Annotated in this window: 17 protein-coding genes; 4 read left to right on the top strand and 13 right to left on the bottom strand. The window is 64.9% G+C overall.

Translation table 11 applies throughout. The features are described 5' to 3' along the window. Positions 1-27: 27 nt before the first annotated feature. The 12 genes from ybeY to FJW10_RS04230 form a co-directional block, all read right to left on the bottom strand. Positions 28-525: an rRNA maturation RNase YbeY gene (ybeY, locus tag FJW10_RS04175; RefSeq protein WP_140898605.1), complete on the bottom strand. Its 498-nt coding sequence runs from the start codon at positions 523-525 to the stop codon at positions 28-30. A gap of 11 nt (positions 526-536) precedes the next feature. Continuing rightward, a complete protein-coding gene (locus FJW10_RS04180) occupies positions 537-1529 on the bottom strand; it encodes a PhoH family protein (protein ID WP_246674110.1) in 993 nt (330 codons plus the stop codon). An 83-nt stretch (positions 1530-1612) separates the two neighbouring features. Then, on the bottom strand, positions 1613-3022 hold the full coding sequence (gene miaB / locus FJW10_RS04185; RefSeq protein WP_140898610.1) for a tRNA (N6-isopentenyl adenosine(37)-C2)-methylthiotransferase MiaB: 1410 nt from the start codon (positions 3020-3022) through the stop codon (positions 1613-1615). A 108-nt stretch (positions 3023-3130) separates the two neighbouring features. Continuing rightward, complete coding sequence (locus FJW10_RS04190) at positions 3131-3931, bottom strand: lysophospholipid acyltransferase family protein (protein WP_140898612.1); 801 nt, start codon at positions 3929-3931, stop codon at positions 3131-3133. A gap of 25 nt (positions 3932-3956) precedes the next feature. After that, complete coding sequence (locus FJW10_RS04195; protein ID WP_140833804.1) at positions 3957-4451, bottom strand: N-acetyltransferase; 495 nt, start codon at positions 4449-4451, stop codon at positions 3957-3959. After that, positions 4451-5140 (bottom strand): tRNA (adenosine(37)-N6)-threonylcarbamoyltransferase complex dimerization subunit type 1 TsaB, encoded by a 690-nt coding sequence (gene tsaB / locus FJW10_RS04200; protein ID WP_140833803.1) that lies wholly within the window; start codon positions 5138-5140, stop codon positions 4451-4453. Before tsaB ends, FJW10_RS04195 begins: the two co-directional genes overlap by 1 nt. 129 nt (positions 5141-5269) lie before the next feature. Next, the gene (locus tag FJW10_RS04205; RefSeq protein WP_140898614.1) at positions 5270-6385 is read right to left on the bottom strand and encodes a DUF1513 domain-containing protein; all 1116 of its coding nucleotides are present in this window, start codon (positions 6383-6385) and stop codon (positions 5270-5272) included. Between the two features lie 3 nt (positions 6386-6388). Further along, positions 6389-7468 (bottom strand): imelysin family protein, encoded by a 1080-nt coding sequence (locus FJW10_RS04210; protein WP_140898616.1) that lies wholly within the window; start codon positions 7466-7468, stop codon positions 6389-6391. Then, positions 7468-9072 (bottom strand): di-heme oxidoredictase family protein, encoded by a 1605-nt coding sequence (locus FJW10_RS04215; protein ID WP_140898619.1) that lies wholly within the window; start codon positions 9070-9072, stop codon positions 7468-7470. The genes FJW10_RS04210 and FJW10_RS04215 overlap by 1 nt, the downstream gene beginning before the upstream one ends. A gap of 12 nt (positions 9073-9084) precedes the next feature. Continuing rightward, on the bottom strand, positions 9085-9570 hold the full coding sequence (gene bfr, locus FJW10_RS04220) for a bacterioferritin (protein ID WP_140673174.1): 486 nt from the start codon (positions 9568-9570) through the stop codon (positions 9085-9087). Further along, on the bottom strand, positions 9536-9847 hold the full coding sequence (locus FJW10_RS04225) for a (2Fe-2S)-binding protein (protein WP_140898622.1): 312 nt from the start codon (positions 9845-9847) through the stop codon (positions 9536-9538). Before FJW10_RS04225 ends, bfr begins: the two co-directional genes overlap by 35 nt. Before the next feature lie 171 nt (positions 9848-10018). Then, positions 10019-11308: an imelysin family protein gene (locus tag FJW10_RS04230; protein ID WP_140833792.1), complete on the bottom strand. Its 1290-nt coding sequence runs from the start codon at positions 11306-11308 to the stop codon at positions 10019-10021. A gap of 420 nt (positions 11309-11728) precedes the next feature. Here FJW10_RS04230 and FJW10_RS04235 point away from each other — a divergent pair, with 420 nt between their 5' ends. Beyond that, positions 11729-12982, top strand: coding sequence for an FAD-dependent oxidoreductase (locus FJW10_RS04235; protein WP_140898624.1), 1254 nt, complete (start codon positions 11729-11731; stop codon positions 12980-12982). Positions 12983-12993: 11 nt separating this feature from the next. Here the strand turns inward: FJW10_RS04235 and FJW10_RS04240 are convergent, their stop codons facing one another. Continuing rightward, positions 12994-14271 (bottom strand): 4-aminobutyrate--2-oxoglutarate transaminase, encoded by a 1278-nt coding sequence (locus FJW10_RS04240; protein ID WP_140898626.1) that lies wholly within the window; start codon positions 14269-14271, stop codon positions 12994-12996. A 316-nt stretch (positions 14272-14587) separates the two neighbouring features. Here FJW10_RS04240 and FJW10_RS04245 point away from each other — a divergent pair, with 316 nt between their 5' ends. Genes FJW10_RS04245 through FJW10_RS04255 form a run of 3 tightly spaced genes read left to right on the top strand, consistent with a single transcriptional unit; the run spans position 14588 to position 19826 of the window. Then, a complete protein-coding gene (locus tag FJW10_RS04245) occupies positions 14588-15658 on the top strand; it encodes an efflux RND transporter periplasmic adaptor subunit (RefSeq protein ID WP_246674100.1) in 1071 nt (356 codons plus the stop codon). Next, positions 15655-16728: an efflux RND transporter periplasmic adaptor subunit gene (locus FJW10_RS04250; RefSeq protein ID WP_140898631.1), complete on the top strand. Its 1074-nt coding sequence runs from the start codon at positions 15655-15657 to the stop codon at positions 16726-16728. Before FJW10_RS04245 ends, FJW10_RS04250 begins: the two co-directional genes overlap by 4 nt. Next, positions 16728-19826 (top strand): efflux RND transporter permease subunit, encoded by a 3099-nt coding sequence (locus FJW10_RS04255; protein WP_140898634.1) that lies wholly within the window; start codon positions 16728-16730, stop codon positions 19824-19826. Before FJW10_RS04250 ends, FJW10_RS04255 begins: the two co-directional genes overlap by 1 nt. Positions 19827-19831: the final 5 nt, after the last annotated feature.

Raw genomic sequence — 19831 nt, forward strand, 5'->3', positions numbered from 1 at the left:
CGCCATCGGGTCAATTGAGCTTTTTTGTTACGCGTAGGGATCGGGAATGGCAAGCCTCGCAAGCGCCGCGCGCTCGATCGCTTCCATCTCCTCCGCCTCGGCGTCGGTCTCGTGATCATGGCCCAAAAGATGCAGCAGGCCATGGATAACGAGATGGGTGATATGGTTTCCAATCGGCTTGTCTTCCAGAGCGGCCTCGCGCGCCACCGTCTCGGAAGCCAGCACGATGTCGCCCAGCATCGGCGGCAGCGCGCCGCCTTTCGGAAAGGAAAAAGCCGGGAAAGACAAGATGTTGGTTGGCTTGTCCTTGCCGCGCCACTCGGCGTTGAGCGTTCGGATATGGGCATCGTCGGAAAAGACGACGCTGAGCTCGGAAGCGCCGCCCGCGCCGGTCTCGGCAAAAGCGGCCGCAACGGCGCGATCGACGAGGCGTGTCAATTCGGCTTCCGCGGGCCAAGCACCTGCCTCGACGAAAATATCGATATCGACCGGCGCTTCGCCGCCAAATTCCGGATTTTGAGCCATAGGGCCTATAATCAGCTTTCGGCGCCCAAGCCTCGCGCCAGCTTGCCGTCGCGGTCATAGGCCTTGACGATCTCGGCGACCAGCGGGTGGCGCACCACATCGCCCTCGTTGAAGCGGACGGTGACGATACCAGGCACCCCGTCGAGGACGCGCAGCGCTTCGACCAGGCCAGACTTGGTGTTGGGCGGAAGGTCGATCTGGGTCGGATCGCCGGTGACGATCATGCGCGAATTCTCGCCGAGACGGGTCAGGAACATCTTCATCTGCATCGGCGTGGTGTTCTGCGCCTCGTCGAGGATCACCGCCGCATGCGCCAGCGTGCGGCCGCGCATGAAGGCCAAGGGCGCGATCTCGATGACTTCGGCCGCGATCGCCCGCTCGACCTTGTCGGCCGGCATCATGTCGTAGAGCGCGTCGTAGAGGGGCCTGAGATACGGGTCCACCTTCTCCTTCATGTCGCCGGGCAGGAAGCCAAGCCGCTCGCCGGCCTCGACGGCCGGACGCGACAGGATGATGCGCTCGACCATGCCGCGTTCTAGCAGCATCGCCGCATGCGCCACCGCCAGATAGGTCTTGCCGGTGCCGGCGGGACCGATGCCGAACACCATTTCGGAACGCTCCAACGCCCGCATATAGGCGTCCTGGTTGAGCGAGCGGGCGTAGATCGTCTTCTTGCGCGTCGCGATCTGGGCGGCCGAAACCTTGCCCTTGCGCTCCATCGTCGGCAGGGTCAGTTGGTCGTCGGCGGCAATCGCCATGCGCACGGCGCCGTCGACGTCCGACTGTGCGATGTCGACGCCCTTCTGCAGGATGCCGTAGAGGGTGTCCAGCGCCCGGCGCGCCTGTTCGGCGGCGGCGGCGGAGCCCTTGATCGTCAGCTGATTGCCGCGCGAGCGGATGTCGACGCCGAGCTTCTGCTCGAGCCGGGCGAGGTTCTCATCGAACTGGCCGTAAAGGGCGCTGGCTAGCTTGTTGTTGTCGAAGGTCAGTACGATGTGCGCCATATCGGAGGCCCCGGACGCCTGGCTCTGGGGCGGATTCTTCAGTTCAGCAGCGCTCAACCGTCTCTCCTCATCTGCCGAGGTCGTCAGACCAATTCGGCGAACAGGCTGTTGTAGCCCGTCCTTGTGATTCGTACGTCGATAATGTCACCGATTCCGCCGGCCTTGTCGTCAACAATAACCGGCTGCAGCCACGGAGAACGGCCTACTATCTGGCCGGCCTGCCGGCCAGGCTTCTCGATCAGCGTGCCGACGGTCTTGCCGACCAGGCTCAAGCCGAAATCCTGCTGCTGCTTCAAAAGTAGGGCCTGCAGCCGCTGTAGCCGCTCGTCCTTGACCGCTTCGGCCACATGGTCGCTCATCTCAGCGCCCGGCGTGCCGGGACGCGGCGAATATTTGAACGAAAAGGCCGAGGCATAGTTCACCTCGCGCACCAGCTGCAGCGTCGCCTCGAAATCTTCCTCCGTCTCGCCGGGGAAGCCGACGATGAAGTCGCCGGACATGGCGATGTCGGTTCGGGCGGCGCGGATGCGCTCGATAAGCGCCAGATAGTCGCGCGCCGTATGCCGGCGGTTCATCGCCTTGAGAATGCGATCCGAGCCGGACTGCACGGGCAGATGCAGATAGGGCATCAGCGCCGGCAGATCGCGATGCGCGGCGATCAACTCGTCGTCCATGTCGCGCGGATGGCTGGTGGTGTAGCGCAGCCGCGCCAGTCCAGGAATTTCCGCCAGACGGAACAGCAGGCGGCCGAGGCCCCATTCCTCGCCATTTCCGCCGACGCCGTGCCAGGCGTTGACGTTCTGGCCGAGCAAGGTCACCTCGCGCACGCCGGCCTCGGCCAGGCGCTCGGCCTCGGCGACGATCTGCGCCACTGGCCGCGAAACCTCGGAGCCGCGCGTATAAGGCACGACGCAGAAGGTGCAGAACTTGTCGCACCCCTCCTGCACCGTCAGGAAGGCGGTGACGCCGCGCTTTGCCAATTCGGCGCGCTTGGGCTGCGGCAGATGCTCGAACTTGTCCTCGACGGCGTATTCGGTCTCGACGATCTTTTCGCCGCCACGGACGCGCGCCAGCACGTCGGGCAGCCGGTGATAGGTCTGCGGGCCGATGATCAGATCGACCGCCGGCGCACGGCGGATGATCTCGGCGCCTTCGGCCTGCGCCACGCAGCCGGCGACGCCGATCAGGAGCACGCCGCCGGCCGCGGCGCGTTCGGCTTTCATGTCGCGGATGCGGCCAAGCTCGGAATAGACCTTTTCCGCCGCCTTTTCGCGGATATGGCAGGTGTTGAGCAGCACCAAATCGGCCTCTTCGACGGCGTCGGTGGCGACATAACCGTCGGCGGCCAGCGCATCGGTCATGCGCTGGGAATCGTAGACATTCATCTGGCAGCCATAGGTCTTGACGAAGACCTTTTTCGCCGTGCGGTCAGTGCCGGCCAAGTGCTCGGCCGCAGTGCCGATGCCGTGGCTTTCAATCGTGTTCAATTCCATCGGGCGGCTTCTAGCGCCTTTCCGTGACAAAAAACAGACGATTCTGCCCGCGGCGCATCGCGCCGCCTTGTTCCAAAATCGCTACAGGGCCTTTGGGCGACATACCGATCAGCGGCTCTTTGCCGGGTCGGCGAGGATGGCCTGCATCATCTCGCGCACCTTGGCTTCCATCAACCTTGCCGTCTCCTTGCGGTTCGAACCCTTGGAGAACGGCACCGGCTCGCCGAAATGCACCTCGGCATCGATCGCCCCTTCGGCAAGCAAGGTTTTCAGGTGCGGCATCAGATCCTGGTCGCCGATCCAGGCGGTCATCGGCCGATGGCGGCGCCCCATAGGCATGCCGTGCAGGCGCGTGTAGGCGATCGCCACGGGCTGGATGAAGACCTGTTCGGCCGCCCCTTCCGAAATCGCCATGGAGGCCGCGCCGAACAGCGTGCTCTTGAACGGCAGCACGAGGTTGCCGTCGCCGGTCGAGCCTTCGGCGAACAGCACCATGGCATCGCCCTTGGCCATGCGCCTGGCAATCTCGCTTGCCTGGTCGCCGGAGGTGCGCTTGCGCTCGCGCTCGATGTAGACGGTGCGCTGCAGCTTGGACAGCATGCCGATCAGCGGCCAGCCCTCCATGTCGGCCCTGGCGATGAATTTCACATCGACAAAGGAGCCGAGCACCATGATGTCGGTCCAGGAAATGTGGTTGGCCGCCACCAGCAGCGGACGTTCCCTGGCCAGCGCGCCCTTCACATGCACCCGCATGCCCAGCGCCCGAAGGATCATACCGTGCCAGATCCTCAGGATGAACGTTTCGGGCCACAGCCCCGTCTTCATCGACAGCATCTGCAGCGGCACCAGCACCAGTGAACAGACGACGACATAGAAGAGCGCCAGGGAAATCCGCAATTTCTTGATCATTCGCTCCGCCCCAACCGGCCTGTGGCTAGCGAAGATCGCGGCGCATGACAAGCGCGCCGGTCGGACCGTGCTCGGTCGAACGATAATAGTTCGGACGGTGACCGACCTGGCGGAAGCCCAGCCTGCGGTAAAGCCCGATCGCCGGCGCATTGGTCTCGTCGACCTCGAGGAAGAGCGCGTCGGCGCGCTGCGCATGCAATTCGCGCAGCACCGCGTCCATCAATTGCCAGCCAAGGCCCTGGCGGCGATGCGTGCGGGCGACGGCAACGGTCAGGATCTCGCCCTCGCCGGCCGCCAGCCTCGCGAGCACAAAGCCGACCGGCGGCTTGGAGCCTTGGCCGGTCTCACGCGCGGCATAGCCGAAGACCGTGTCCTGCTCGAGCAGTGCTGCGAATTCGCCATCGGTCCAGGGCCGCACGAAATCCTCGCGATGCAGCACCGAAACAGCGGCGCTGTCGGCGACTGTCAGCGGTTCCAGCGCATAGTCCCTGCGGCGCGGCTGAAAGAATGGTATGCGCATCAGGAATCGTTTCCCTTGTCCTGCCTTGGCAGAATGAAACCCGCCTGCGGCTTGGCGTCAGCGCCGCGCAGATAAAGCGGTTTCGGCTTTTCGCCCGTCTCCCTGGCCGAGGCCAGCCTGGCATAGGTCGCGATGTCGGCTGTGGCGGCCACCGGACCGGTTTCGAAGGCACGCCCCGCCGCCTCGGCAATCTGCGGCGCGGCGGTCCCGACCAGGACCGCGTCGGCGCCGATGGCCATGGTCACTGCCTCGGAAAGCGCAGCGACGGAAGGTCCGTAAGTCTCGACTAACATTTTGTCATAGAGCGCCGCGTGGATCTCTTCGCGGCCGGCATCGAGCGCGGCAAGCACCGCGCGCCCGGGAAAGGCATTCGCACCCTCCGCCGCCAGGGCTTGCAGCGTCGTCACGCCGATCGCCGGGATTTTCAGCGCCAGCGCCAGGCCGCGCGCTGCCGAGACGCCGACGCGCAGGCCGGTGAAGGAGCCGGGTCCGATCGAGACGGCAACAGCGTCGAGGTCCGGGTAGCCGATCCCGCCGGCTTGCAGGGCCGTCTCGATGACGGCCATCAAATGCTCGGCATGGCCTTTGCCGAGGTCGCGCACCTCACGGCCAAGCTCCTTCCCCGCGCCTGCGTCATAGGCGCAGGCGGCGCAGAGATTGGCGGCACAGTCGATGGCGAGCACCTTCATACGGGCAGCTTCATATCGCCGGTTAAAGAACTGGATCGAAACACAATTCCCTCTGCCCGGCATGGGCCGCGGCCGCAAGGGCCAGGGCGGAGAAATGTTAAGCGGCTTCGCTCCCTGGGGCCTCGATTATCAAGCAGAGACTGCGATGCGCAGCATGTGGTTGTCCCAGACATAGTCCGGCTCGGAACGGGTGGCGCCGGCGCCGCCGACGATCTCGCCGGCGCCGGTCGTCGCCATGAAGCCGGTGCCGTCGGGGGCGAGGCCACAGACCTCGACCAGCGACCTGGTGGCGACCACGCGCCCGCTGGCGGCGTCGAGAACGGCCAGCGAATTGCCTTCCGGCGAAGTGACGGCGACCGTGCCTGCGGCGGCGTTGGCGGCTACCGAGCCGATATAGTTGCGGAAGCCGGAGAGCACGTCCTGCGGCATCTCCAAGAGCTCGAGATCCTTACCGCGCGCGGCGCGCCCGACCAGCGCCGGGCGGTCGGTCGCCGGCCCGCGATATTGGCAGCCGAACCAGACCGTGCCCGCCCGGTCGCGATCCATGTGGCGGATCGACAGCTGATGCAGCGCCGAGGGCAATTCATGCTTTTCGATGAGGCCCCCGCTGATGCGGTCGACCAGCGTGTAGGACGGCTGCATCGTCGCGATGTTGAGCTCGGCCCGGCCATAGTCGGGATGGGTTTCGATGCCGCCATTGGCGATGGCTAAAGTGCGGCCATCGCCGAGCAGGAGCAATTCATGCGGCCCCATGCCATAGGTCGGGAACTCGCCGATGCGATTGAATTTCTCCCGCGCATCGTAGACACCGACGACACCTGCCGCGTTGTCGAAGTCGTTCTCGGTCGCATAGAGCAAGGCGCCGTCGGGCGAGAACACGCCATGGCCGAAGAAATGCCGGCCGGCGATGCTGGCGATGGTCAATGGCTTGTCGCGGCCGGCTTGGTCGAAGACAAGCGCGAAGGTGCCGGGCTGACGGGCGAAGACCACCGAACGCTTCGACACCGGATCGAAGGCGACGTCATGGCCGCGATCCGGCAGATCGACCGTGTGCAGGATTTTCCCCGCCTCGGAGAGCACGGCGGCGCCGAAGCTGCCGTCGCGCTTGACGAAGGCCGTGGCAAACACCGCGTCCGCGGCAAGCGTGTCGGCCCAAGCGCGCGGCGCCATGGCGGCGGCAAAGCCCGCGCCCGCGGCCCGCAGGAAATCGCGGCGATCGATGAGCTTAGTACCTGTCCACGCCATCGATCAATCTCCGTCCAGCGACGAGAAGCCGGCGGTCAGACCGAACTCGGCGGTCATCCTGGTGCCGATCAAGGTCGACAAGCTCGACGTGATCAGCGCGAAATGCTCGAGCTTGTCGCGCAGCGCCGGATCGGCGAGCGCCTTGTCGATCGGACCGGCGATCGACTTCGCCGCCGCCACGCCGTTAGTGAGCTGGATGTGGATGGATTCGGCCATCCATTGCGCATCGGCGGGCAGCGCGTCGCCGAGCTTGGAAGCCTGGAACAGTTGGTCGATGCCGGACAGGTTTGCGGCCAGCGAAGCCGTCGTGTACTGCGAGCGCCAGTAGATCGCCTGCTTCGGCTTGTCGGCATCGGGCTTGGCGCCGAGAAAGCCCTTGAGCCGCACGTCGCGGATCATGTCCAGCTCGTTGATGAAGACGCCGACCAGTTCCGTCACCGCTTCGTTGCCGTCTCGGTAGAGCGGGTTTTTCGGCCCCGGATTGGCCCAGAGCGACGCAAAGCCGTCGGGCTTTTGCCAGGCATCGCGCACCTCGCCGGCCATCGTTTCGACATTGCCGGCAACCGCCTCCCCATAGGCGCAGCGGTAAGGATCGTCTTTCCCGGCAAGCGTTTCGGCGCCGTCGCCGTAAAGCACATATTCGAGCGCGCCGAGGCCCTGCATGGCGACGCTCTTTTGCGCCAGTTGCGCCGGATCGGTGGCTGACGCATCCTTGGACGCCAGCGTGGCCTGCACTTGCCTCAGGCCGATGCTCTTGCGGTCCGGCCAATAGAGCATGCGCTCCAGCCGGTTGTTCTCCTTGATCGGCCCGAAGGCGATGATCTCGGCCACCGACCAGGCCTCCATCGTGCTTGAAAACGCCGCGCGCGCCGCTTCGAGATTCTTTTCGGACGGCGTTTCGCAAAGCTGGTGCATCGCCTTGGTCAGGCCCGCCGCGTGCTCGTCGAGGCTGGCATAGGCCGGGCGGACGAAACCGTCGATCGCGCGGCCGATGACATCGGAGGCCTCGACCGCGGCCGATGCCGGCGGGGAGATGGCCAGAAAAAGCGGAAGGGCAAGGGCGGCGGCCACGCGTTTCGACATCAAAGCGACTCCAGGAATTTAATCAGCGCGTCACGATCGGCCGCGGCGGTCCCGGCAAAACGATCGCGCGCCTTCTGGCCTTCGCCGCCATGCCACAGGATCGCCTCGGCAAGCGTGCGGGCGCGGCCGTCATGCAGATAAAAAGCATTGCCGTTGACTGTCGCGGTGAGCCCAATACCCCAGAGCGGCGGGGTGCGCCACTCGCTGCCGCTCGCTTCGCCGACCCGTTGCCCGTCGGCAAGGCCCTCGCCCATGTCGTGCAGCAGGAAGTCGGAATAGGGCCAGATCAGTTGGAAGGCCTGCGCCTTGTTGGGCGTGCCGCGCAAGGTGACGAATTTCGGCGTGTGGCAGGAAATGCAGCCCATCTCGTAGAACTGCTTCTTGCCGGCGAGCACTTGCGGTGTGGCGATGTCGCGCCGCGCCGGCACGGCCAGATTCTGCGAATAGAAGGTGACGAGGTCCATCACCGGCGGCGGCGCCTCGGCCGTGCCGAGGCGTTGCTGCACGCCGTCCGGCATGGCAAGGCAATCCGTCTGTGCCTTGGTGCAATCGCCCCAATGCTTCGGCATTTCCGGCGTGGAGATGCCGATATCGCCGGCAAAGGCATCGGCCGCCTGCTGGCGGATCGAGGCGGTCTGCGCCTTCCAGCCGAAGCGGCCCACGGTCACCGCGCCGCTCAGCTCGTCGCGCACGATGTTCGGCCTGCCCGAAATGCCGTCGCCGTCGCGGTCATCCGCATCGGCATGGGCAAGGATATCAGCTGGCGCAATCTGCTCGATCAAGCCGAGCCCGATCATCGGCGGCGTCAGCCGAGGCGAGAGCGTGGTGCGCGGATCGAGCGGGCCGTAACCGGGATTTTCAACGAAATAGCGCGGCTTGCGTAGCGAAACCACGGCACCGTCGCCGAGCGCGACCTTTTCCTCGGAGTATTCAACGCGCATGCGGCCCTCACCCCTGAGCCCGGGCACCGCAAGATCCTGCAGTTGCGTGCCATAGACCGGATCGGGAAAGTTCAGCACCTTGTGGTCGGCAAGCGCGGCCTTTTCCTCCGCACTGGCGGCGTCGCGCGCCAGCCGCAGGAACATAGACGTCGATCCGGCATCGCCTTCCGGAGGACGCCCGCGGCCGTCCTTCAAATGGCAATTCTGGCAGGCGCGCTCGTTGAACAGCGGGCCGAGCCCGTCCGAAGCCTGGGTCGAGGACGGCGACGACACCCAGTTCTTGCGGAACAGCGCGTTGCCGAGCTTGAAGCTGCCCTCTTCCTCAAAGGTGATGTTGGCGGAGGATTGCGAGAAGGCATCGCGGTTGACGTCCTTGCGCGACGTGCCGGCGCCGCCCTGCATCAGCTCGAACGGCTCGGGCCTGGTAAAGTCGGTCGTTGGCCTGGTGACTGCCAGAACCCGCGCCTGATCCTTCGGCGTCAGGTCGGTGCGGCTCGTCGGCAGAGCCGCTGGCTCACCCGTCATGGCGGGCGCGGAAAGCATGACCGCCAGCAAAAGCGACGCCCCGCTGCCGATCCGGTATCGCGGGGTCTTCCGAAGCGGCAGGCCGTCGATTGCGGCCCGCAGCGCGCGGCGCGAAAAATGATCTACGGGGCGCCGCATTCCCGCATGTCCTTACTCCGCCTCGTTGGCCGAGTCGGCGTTGAGCTGGCCGTACTTTTCCTCGCCGATCGAGGCAAGCAGGTCGAGCTGCGTTTCCAGGAAGTCGATATGTCCTTCCTCGTCGGTCAAAAGGTCCTCGAACAGCTTCATCGAGACGAAATCGCCTTCCTCGTGGCAGATCTCGCGCGAGCGTTTGTAAGCGGTGCGCGCGTCATATTCGCCGGCCAGATCGGATTCGAGCACTTCCTTGACGTTCTGGCCGATGCGCAACGGCGCGACGGACTGCAGATTGGGATGGCCTTCGAGGAAGATGATGCGCGCGATCAGCCTGTCGGCGTGATGCATTTCCTCTATCGATTCCGCCCGCTCCTTCTTTGCCAGCTTGGTGTAGCCCCAATCTTCGAGCAGACGATAATGCACCCAGTACTGGTTGACGGCTCCAAGCTCCAGAAACAGAGCTTCGTTAAGCCGCTCGATGACCTGCGGTTCGCCCTTCATGGGTTCTGCTCCCGTATTGGACGCGCAAGCCTCGCACGCGATCCAGGTGTGAAACGATGTCCACGCCGCCCACCTCTGAGCGGGCGTGGTAGTTCTCGGTGACCCGAATGATCGTTTCCACCACATTTGGGAAACAGCCGCAACAGCGCCCGCGCTTGCGCATCGCATGGTAGACCTTCGCCGGCACGATCAACTGCCAGGGATCCTCATCCAGCAGACCGACGATCGTCTGCTCGATCTCCTTCTCGGTGATGATGTTGCAATGGCAGATCAACATTCACTTGCTCTGGCTGGCGGCGCCGGCCACGGCGCCGCTTGGCTTACTTGTCAGTCGGGCATGATCTCGTCCAAAAACCGGTATCCACTTTTTGGGATCATGCCTGTTTCCTAGTCGGGCATGATCTCGTCCAAAAACCGGTATCCACTTTTTGGGATCATGCCCTGGACCTTACTTGAACACCTTGTCGGGAGCGTCCAGGCTGTCAGAGCCCTCGAAGGCGATCTGGTTCAGCTTGAGCGAGCCGACGGCGCGCTCGATCGACTTGGTCTGGTCGATCAAGGCGTCGATTGCCGCCTGGACGGTAGCGTTGCCTTCGGTGTTGCCTTCGGCAATCTGCTGGTCATAGGCCTCGCCGGCCAGCGCGCGCGCCTGGATGGCCTCCATCTTGGCGACGGTGGTGTCCAGCTTGCCCGACAACTCCTTGTCGATCGCCGGATCGGCGGCCTTCACCATGTCGGACACCGACGGACCCGAAACCACGGAGCCGTCGAGCCGCTTGTAGCTGGCACGGTAGGCGTCGCGGATGCCGACCGCGTCATAGAGATGCGAGATGTAGGTGTTGTCGGAGAAGCAGTCGTGCTCTTCTTCCGGATCGTGCAGCAAAAGGCCGAGCTTCATGCGCTCGCCGGCAAGCTCGCCATAGGAGAGCGAGCCCATGCCGGTGAAGATGGTGGAGATGCTGGCATTCGCCTCGCCGTCGGTCAGGTTCTTGCGCGCGGCGCCGTCCTCCTTCCAGTTGCCGACCATTTCCTGCAGGTCGGACACCAGAAGATCGCTCGCCGACTTCAGATATTCGGCGCGACGGTCGCAATTGCCATTGCTGCAATTCTTGAGATCGTAGTCGGTAAAGGGCCGCTCGCCCGCGCCCGGGCCTGTGCCGTGCAGGTCCTGGCCCCAGAGCATGAATTCGATGGCGTGATAACCGGTCGCGACATTGGCTTCGACGCCGCCGGCCTCCTGCAGCGTGCCCGAAAGGAACTCGGGCGTCAGCTTCGAGGCGTCGACCTTCTTGCCGTTGATCTCGATTTCCTTGTTGGCGATGACGTTGGCCGTATAGAGCGCGTTTTCGTCCGACTCGCTGCCATAGCTCTTGGCGACGTAATCGATCAGGCCCTCATCCAGCGGCCACGAATTCACCTTGCCTTCCCAGTCGTCGACGATCTTGTTGCCGAAGCGGTAGACTTCGGTCTGCTGGTAGGGAATGCGCGCCGCCTTCCAGGCTTCGCGCGCGGCGTTCAACGTGTCGGCCGAGGGACTGGCGATGAGTGCGTCCACCGCCTTGTCCAGCGCCTGCGCCGTGGTCAGCGAATCCTCGTATTTGGCTAAAGCGATGTCGGCATAGGTCTTGATCACCGCCTTCGCGTCTGTCTCGGCTTTCGCCGGCAACACGAACACCGCCGCCGTCAGTGCAGCCGTGGCGCAGATCGCAGCCAGCCTGCCGCCGTTACGTGCCGTCATTATCCTTCTCCAGTTGCTTGGAAATTCAACAATAGGCGCATGTGTCCACCCGCGCCGAGGCATGAGCATGCCGGGAAAAATGGTGGCCGCGTCGATGCGCGGTTCGCGATAAAAAGACACCCACTTGCCTCCAATCGAAAGGGTTCAAGGCCCAGACATCAAAGGATGCGCTTCGCGCGCAGCTCTCCATAAAGCGATGGAGAGGCGGGGAGTCAACTGGTGTGGCAGAAAAAAATCAATTGAAACAATAGTTTAGAATTATTCTAAACTAGGATTATCAACTTTAAGACGATCGCCCGACCGGGAGACAGGATTGACAGGCGGCCGTTCTGGGTGCGACCCGGACGCCTGCCCTTGCGGCGGCGGCAGACAATCGCCACTTGGCGCAAGAGCCTAGATTTCCAAGACAAAAGGATTGCGATGACGAACGGGGTTGTGATTGTCGGTGCCGGCCATGCCGGCGTGCAGGCCGCAGCCAGCCTGCGCGATGAGGGCTATGAAGGGCCTGTCGTCCTGATCGGCGACGAGAAGGAACTGCCCTATCACAAGCCGCCGCTGTCCAAGACCTTCATCAAGGACACGGAGGCCAAGCCGCAGCCCCTGCGCGGCGAAGCGTTCTACATTGGCCACAACATCGATTACCGGCCGGGCGTGCGCATCGCGAGCATCGACGCCCGCGCGGGCCAGTTGAATGTCGCGGGCGGTGGAACGCTCGGCTTCGACCGGCTGGTGCTTGCAACCGGCTCGCGGCCGCGCCTGCTCAAGCTCGACGGCACCGGCCTTGCCGGCGTGGTCTCGCTGCGCTCGCTGGCCGACGCGCGGGCGATCCGCGAGCTCAGCGCGCAAACCGAGGACGTGGTCATTCTCGGCGGCGGCTTCATCGGCCTGGAGATAGCGGCGACGCTGAGAGCCGCCGGCCGCAACGTCACCGTCGTCGAGGCCGTCGACCGGCTGCTTGGCCGCGCCGTGGCGCCTGTCATCGCCGCGCATGTTCGCCAGCGCCTGGAAGCGATCGGCGTGCGCATCCTGACCGGCACCACCATCGCCCGCCTGGAGGGCGAAAACGGCCGCGTCTCGGCCGCGATCACGTCCGGCGGCGAGCGCCTGCCGGCGCAGATGGTCATCATCGGCATCGGCGTGGTGCCCAATGTCGAACTGGCGGAAGCCGCCGGCCTGGCCATCGGCAACGGCATCCGCGTCGACCAGCATATGCAAAGCTCTGTTCCCGAAATCCTCGCCATCGGCGACGCGGCCTCCTATCGCCATTGGTTCACCGGCGGCGACGTTCGGCTGGAATCGGTGCAGAACGCCACCGACCAGGCCAGGCTTGCCGCCCGTACCATCCTCGGCCATGCCGAGCCGTTCTCGGCCGTGCCGTGGTTCTGGTCGGATATCGGCGACATGAAATTGCAGATGGTCGGCCTGACGCAAGGCGGCGATCACCATGTCGTCCTTGGCGATCTCGCCGACAACAAGTTCTCGATCTACCACTATGCCGGCGACCGGCTGCTCGGCATCGAATCCGTCAATCGCCCTGCCGACCACATGCTCGGCCGCAAGATGCTCGGCGCCGGCTTCTCGCCGACGCCGCAAACGGTCGCGGGCGGCCCGGATGCGCTGAAGGCGGCGCTTGCGGACTTCAGTCAGGACGAACCGACCAGGGCGACGGGCTAGGACGCGCCCGATCAGGCGGCCCGCGCGTCGCGGATCGAGGTCTCCAGGATATCCAGGGCCTCGGTCATGACGCCGTCCTGGATGGTGATCGGCGACAGGAAGCGGATGACGTTGGCGTAGACGCCGCAGGTGAGCAGGATAAGGCCCTTGTCCAGCGCCTTCAGCCTGACCAAATTGGCGAACTCCGCCGAGGGCAGGCCCTTCTTCACGTCGTTGAATTCGACGGCGTTCATGAAGCCCGGGCCGCGGATGTCGACGATCTCCGGCACGTCGTCGCGGATCGAGTCCAGCCGCTGCTTCAGCCTGGCGCCGAGCGCATTGGCGCGGTCGCAAAGCTTCTCCTCGTCGATCACGTCGAGCACGGCGTGCGCGGCGGCGACGCCGATCGGGCTGCCGCCATAGGTGCCGCCGAGCCCGCCGGGGCCGGGCGCGTCCATGATCTCGGCGCGGCCGGTGACGGCCGAGAGCGGAAAGCCGCCGGCGAGGCTCTTGGCCATGGTGGTGAGATCGGGGGCCACGTCATGATGATCCATGGCAAACATCTTGCCGGTGCGGGCAAAGCCGGTCTGCACCTCGTCGGCGACGAGCAGGATGCCATGCTGGTCGCAGATCTTGCGCAGCGCCGTCATGAAGTCGCGCGGCGCTTCGTAGAAGCCGCCCTCGCCCTGCACCGGCTCGACGATGATGGCCGCGACGCGGCCTGGATCGACATCGGCCTTGAACAGCTTGTCGAGCGCGGCGAGCGAATCGGCGACCGAGACGCCGTGCAGCGCGACCGGGAACGGCGCATGGAAGACATCGGCTGGCATGGCGCCGAAGCCGACCTTGTAGGGCACGACCTTGCCGGTCAGCGCCATGCCCATGAAGGTGCGGCCGTGGAAGCCGCCGGAAAAGGCGATGACCGCTTGGCGGCCGGTGGCGTTGCGGGCGATCTTGATGGCGTTCTCGACCGCCTCGGCGCCGGTGGTGACGAAGATCGTCTTCTTGTCGAACTTGCCGGGCAGCATGCCGTTAAGCCGCTCGGCGAGATGCACATAGCTCTCGTAAGGCACGACCTGGTGGCAGGTGTGGGTGAAGCGGTCGAGCTGCGCCTTGACGGCCTCGATCACCTTCGGATGGCGGTGGCCGGTGTTGACCACGGCTATGCCGGAAGAGAAGTCGATGTAGCGGCGGCCCTCGACGTCCCAGATTTCCGAATTCTCGGCGCGATCGGCATAGATCTGCGTCGTCATGCCGACGCCGCGCGAGATCGACTGGTTCTTGCGTTCGGAAATGGCTGAATTCTTCATCTCATCCCTCAATCGGGCCATCCTTCATCGACTGGCCCGTTCTTGTTGGTGCCGCTGCAGGCCTCTTCTGACCTTATTTCACGTTTTGCTCAAGTCGGCACCATGGCCCAGTCGATTGGGCCTGCCGGCGGGGCGATCTTAACCAGAGTGACGATGCGCGCCGCGGAAATAGTTTCCTTTTCCCGCCGATCGATTAATCTCGTTTCATCGGCGACGTGCCGCCGTCAGGAGCGGCTCCCGCGGGCTGAGGGGAACCATGAGCAGGAACGCGACCGCCTTGCCGTCTTCGCCGCTCCGCCCTTTGCCTCGTCCAAACATGTTGTTGCTGCTGGCCTGCTTCGCCGCCGCGTTCTCAGCCGCCGGTTGCCAGAAGCAGCAGGCGGCCGAAAAGAAATTGCCGGTGGTGGTGACCACCCAGACGGTCGCGCTCGCCGATTATGCACCGCGAACCTCGCTGACCGGCGTGATCGCGGCCCGCACGCTCAACAATCTTTCCTTCCGCGTCGGCGGCCGCATCGCCGAGCGGCTTGTCGATGTCGGCCAGCATGTCGACCAGGGCGCGGTGCTCGCCCGCATCGATCCGCAGGAACAGGAATCGGATCTGCGTTCAGCACAGGCCGATCTCGACGCGGCACAAGCGCAACTCACGCAGGCAGCGGCCACTTATCAACGGCAAAAGACGCTGCTTTCGCAAGGGTTTACGACGAGACGGGAATTCGACACCGCCAACCAGACGCTGAAAGTGGCGCAGGGCAGCGTCGATGCCGCGCAAAGCGCTTTGGCCAACGCCAAGGAGAACCTGTCCTACACCGAGCTCAAGGCGGGCGCCGCCGGCGTCATCACGGCACGCCAGGTCGAGGCCGGGCAGGTGGTGCAGGCGGCGCAGACGGTGTTCACCATCGCCGAGGATGGGGACCGCGACGCGGTCTTCAACGTGCATGAAACGCTGGTTGCCCAGACGCCGCCGTCGCCCGCGGTAACGATCACGCTGCTGTCGGACCCGCAGGTCCGGGCGGTCGGCAAGGTGCGCGAAATCTCGCCGGCGGTCGATACCCAGTCAGGATCGATCCGGGTCAAGGTCGGCATTCCCGGCACGCCTGCCGGCATGCCGCTGGGCGCGGCGGTGATCGGCACGGTCAGCGCCAGGTCGGTCAAAGCCATCCTGTTGCCGTGGCAGGCGCTGACCTCGACCGCCGGCAAGCCCGCCGTCTGGATCGTCGATCCGTCGAGCAAGGCTGTGACGCCGGCGCCGGTCGAGGTGCTCGCCTTCGATTCCGGCATTGTCGTCGTCGACAAGGGTTTGCAGGAAGGCCAGAGCGTCGTCACCGCCGGCGGGCAGTTGCTCAGCCCCGGACAGACGATCGAGGTGGCGGGGGCGAGCCAATGAACCGGTTGCCGCGCCTCGCTTCCCTGCTGATCCTTGCGGCGCTTGCCGCCTGCTCACGCTCGCAAGAGAAGCCGCCGGAGATCATCCGGCCGGTCCTGTCGATGGTGGTCGAACCGAAGACGGTCGAAACCTTCGGCTTCGCCGGTTCGGTCGAGCCGCAATACAGCGCCGACCTTGCTTTCCGCCTGCTCGGCCGCGTCGTCTCGCGCGACGTAAAGGTCGGCGACCTCATCACCAAGGGCACGACCATCGCGGCGCTCGATCCGACGGCGCTGGAGCTTGCCGTCCAGGCATCGAAAGCCGACCTGTCGAATGCGCAGGCGCAGTTCACCAATACCGCCGCCAGCGAGGATCGACAGCGCCAGCTGCTCGCCTCGGCGAACACGTCGCAAGCCACATTCGATGCCGCGAAACAAGCGCGGCAGGCGGCGGAAGCCGGCGTGGAGCGCGCCAATGCCGCTTTGGCCAAGTCGCAGGAGCAGCTCGGCTATGCCCGGCTGTTCTCGGATTTCGACGGCGTCGTCACCGCCGCAGGCGCCGAGGTCGGCCAGACCGTTTCGGCCGGGCAGACAGTCGTCACCGTGGCGCGCACGGACCCGCGCGAGGCGGTGGTCGACATCCCCGACCAGTTGACCGGCGACCTCACTGTCGGCATGCCCTTCGAGATCGTCCTGCAGTCGGTGCCGACCATCAAAACCGACGCCAAGCTGCGCGAGGTCGCGCCGCAGTCGGAAGGCACAACCCGCACACGGCGCGTAAAGCTGACGCTGGTCAATCCGCCGACGGCGTTCCGGCTCGGTTCGACGATCACGGCGACGCGCATGACCAAGGTCGCGCCGACGATCGAACTGCCGATATCGGCGCTGCTCGAAAAGGACGGCTCTGAAAAAGTGTGGATCGTCGATCCGCAATCCTCCAGCGTGAGCACGCGCGAGATCAAGATCGCCTCCAAGAGCGGTGGCAGCTTCACGGTAGCGGAGGGGCTCGAGGCCGGCATGCGCGTCGTCACCGCGGGCGTGCACAGCCTGAGCGAAGGCCAGAAGGTCAAAGTGCCGGAGGGCGGGGTCTGATGAAGGGCTTCAATCTCTCCGACTGGGCGCTCAGCCACCGTTCGCTGGTCTGGTATTTCATGCTGGTCTTCGTGGTGGCCGGCATCTTCTCCTATCTCAATCTCGGCCGCGAGGAAGACCCCGCCTTCACCATCAAGACCATGATCATCCAGGCCAACTGGCCCGGCGCCTCGGTCAAGGAAACGGTGCAGCAGGTGACCGACCGCATCGAGAAGAAGCTTGAGGAACTCGACAGCCTCGACTTCACCCGATCCGTCACCACCGCCGGCCAGACCGTCATCTTCGTCAACCTGAAGGACACCACCAAGGCGCGCGACGTCGTGCCGAACTGGCTTCAGGTGCGCAACATGGTCAACGACATCAAGGCGCAGTTCCCGCAAGGCGTGCAGGGGCCGTTCTTCAACGACCGCTTCGGCGACGTCTACGGCAACATCTATGCCTTCACCGCCGACGGGCTGACGCCGCGCCAATTGCGCGACTATGTCGAGGATGTGCGGACCAAGATCCTGACTGTGCCGAACGCCGGCAAGGTCGACTTGGTCGGCGCGCAGGACGAGGCCATCTATCTCGAATTCTCGACGCGCCAGATCGCGGCGCTCGGCCTCAACCAGCAGGCGATCGTCGCCAGCCTGCAGGCGCAGAACGCGATCACGCCTTCCGGCGTCATCCAGTCCGGGCCGGAGCGCATCAGCGTGCGGGTCGGCGGCCAGTTCACCTCCGAGGAGAGCCTGCGGGCCATCAACCTGCGCGTCAACGACCGCTTCTTCCGGCTGAGCGATGTGGCGACGATCCGGCGCGGCTATGTCGACCCGCCGACGGCCCTGTTCCGCTTCAACGGCCAGGACGCGATCGGGCTCGCCATCGGCATGAAGCCCAACGCCAATCTGCTGAAATTCGGCGAGGCGTTGCACGAGGAGATGCAGAAGGTGCTGGCCGACCTGCCGGTCGGCGTGGGCGTGCATCTGGTCGCCGACCAGCCGGTCATCGTCGAGGAAGCGGTCTCGGGCTTCACGCGGGCGCTGTTCGAGGCAGTGGCCATCGTGCTTGCGGTGTCCTTCATCAGTCTCGGCATGCGCGCCGGCTTCGTCGTCGCGCTGTCGATCCCGCTGGTTCTGGCCATCACCTTCACCGTGATGGAGTATCTCGGCATATCGCTTCAGCGCATTTCGCTCGGTGCGCTGATCATCGCGCTAGGCCTCCTGGTCGACGACGCGATGATCGCGGTCGAGATGATGGTGGCGCGGCTGGAGGTCGGCGACAATCTGCGCAAGGCGGCGACTTACGTCTATACCTCGACCGCCTTCCCGATGCTGACCGGCACTCTGGTGACGGTCGCCGGCTTCATCCCGATCGGCCTCAATTCGAGCGCTGCCGGCGAATACACCTTCACGCTGTTCGTCGTGATCGCCGTGTCGCTTCTGGTGTCATGGATCGTGGCGGTGCTGTTCGCGCCGCTGCTCGGCGTCACCATCCTGCCGGCAACGATGAAGGAGAAGCATCACGACCAGCCTGGACGCTTCACCTTGCTGTTCAGGCGCGTGCTCATCTTTTCCGTTCGCCGCCATTGGCTGACGATCATCGTGACGGTGCTTCTGTTCGCCGGCTCGATCGCCGGCTTTGGGCTCGTGCAGCAGCAGTTCTTTCCGCCTTCCGACCGGCCGGAGCTGATCGTCGACTGGAACCTGCCGCAGAACTCCTCGGTCACGGAAACGCGCGACCAGATGGAACGCTTCGAACAGCGGGCGCTGGTCGGCAATCCCGACATCGATCATTTCTCTTCCTATATCGGCCAAGGCGCGGTGCGCTTCGTGCTCGCCTATGACGTGCAGCCGGCCAACCCCTATTTCGGCCAGACGGTGATCGTCACCAAGAGCATCGAGGCGCGCAACAGGGTGAAGCCGGCGCTGGAAAAACTGCTACGCGCGGAGTTCGTCGGCACCGATGCCTTCGTCAAGCCGCTCGAGCTCGGCCCGCCGGTCGGGCGTCCGGTGCAATACCGCGTCGGCGGTCCCGATATCCAGACGGTGCGCGAGCTGGCGCAGCAATTCGCCGGCTTGATCTCGGCCAATCCGAAGCTCGCCGCGCCGACTTTCGACTGGAACGAGCCGCAGCGCGTGCTGAGGGTCGACGTGTTGCAGGACAAGGCGCGCCAGCTCGGCATCACCTCGTCCGACATCGCCAGCGCGCTGAACAGCACCGTGGGCGGCTCGACGATCACGCAGGTACGCGATGCGACATATCTCATCAATGTCGTGGCGCGCTCGCGCGAGGCCGAACGCGGCTCGATCGAGACGCTGCAGAACATGCAGCTGCCGACCGGCAACGGCGAAGCAATCCCGCTCGCCGCCGTCGCCAATTTCCGCTACGACCTCGAGCAGCCAACCGTGTGGCGGCGCAACCGGACGCCGACCATCACCGTGCGCGCCGGCCTGGCCGGCGACGTGCTCCCGGCGACCGTCGTCAACGAGCTGAAACCGTCGGTCGACGCCTTCATCGCCAAGCTGCCGCCTGGCTATTCGGTCGAGACGGCGGGCTCCGTCGAGGAAAGCGCCAAGAGCCAGGGACCGATCGCTGCCGTGGTGCCGCTGATGCTGTTCATCATGGCGACCATCCTGATGGTGCAGCTGCAGAGCTTCCAACGCCTGTTCCTGGTGGTGGCGGTGGCGCCGCTCGGCCTGATCGGCGTGGTGGCCGCCCTGGTGCCCAGCGGCGCGCCGCTCGGCTTCGTAGCCATCCTCGGCGTGCTGGCGCTGATCGGCATCCTGATCCGCAACTCGGTCATCCTGATCGTGCAGATCGAGGACCTCGTCAAAGAAGGCAAGGACCGCTGGGCGGCAGTGATCGAGGCGACCGAGCATCGCATGCGGCCGATCGCGCTGACGGCGGCTGCCGCCAGCCTGGCCTTGATCCCGATCGCGCGCGAAGTGTTCTGGGGCCCGATGGCCTACGCCATGATGGGCGGCATCATCGCCGGCACCGCGATCACGCTGCTGTTCCTGCCGGCGCTCTATGTGACGTGGTTCCGGATCAAGGAGCCGAAAGGCGAGGAAAGCCCGCCTGCCTCAGGTACCGGAGAATTTGTGCAGCATCAGAGCTAAGACAT

This window comes from Mesorhizobium sp. B4-1-1 (genome assembly GCF_006439375.1).
Classification (GTDB): domain Bacteria; phylum Pseudomonadota; class Alphaproteobacteria; order Rhizobiales; family Rhizobiaceae; genus Mesorhizobium.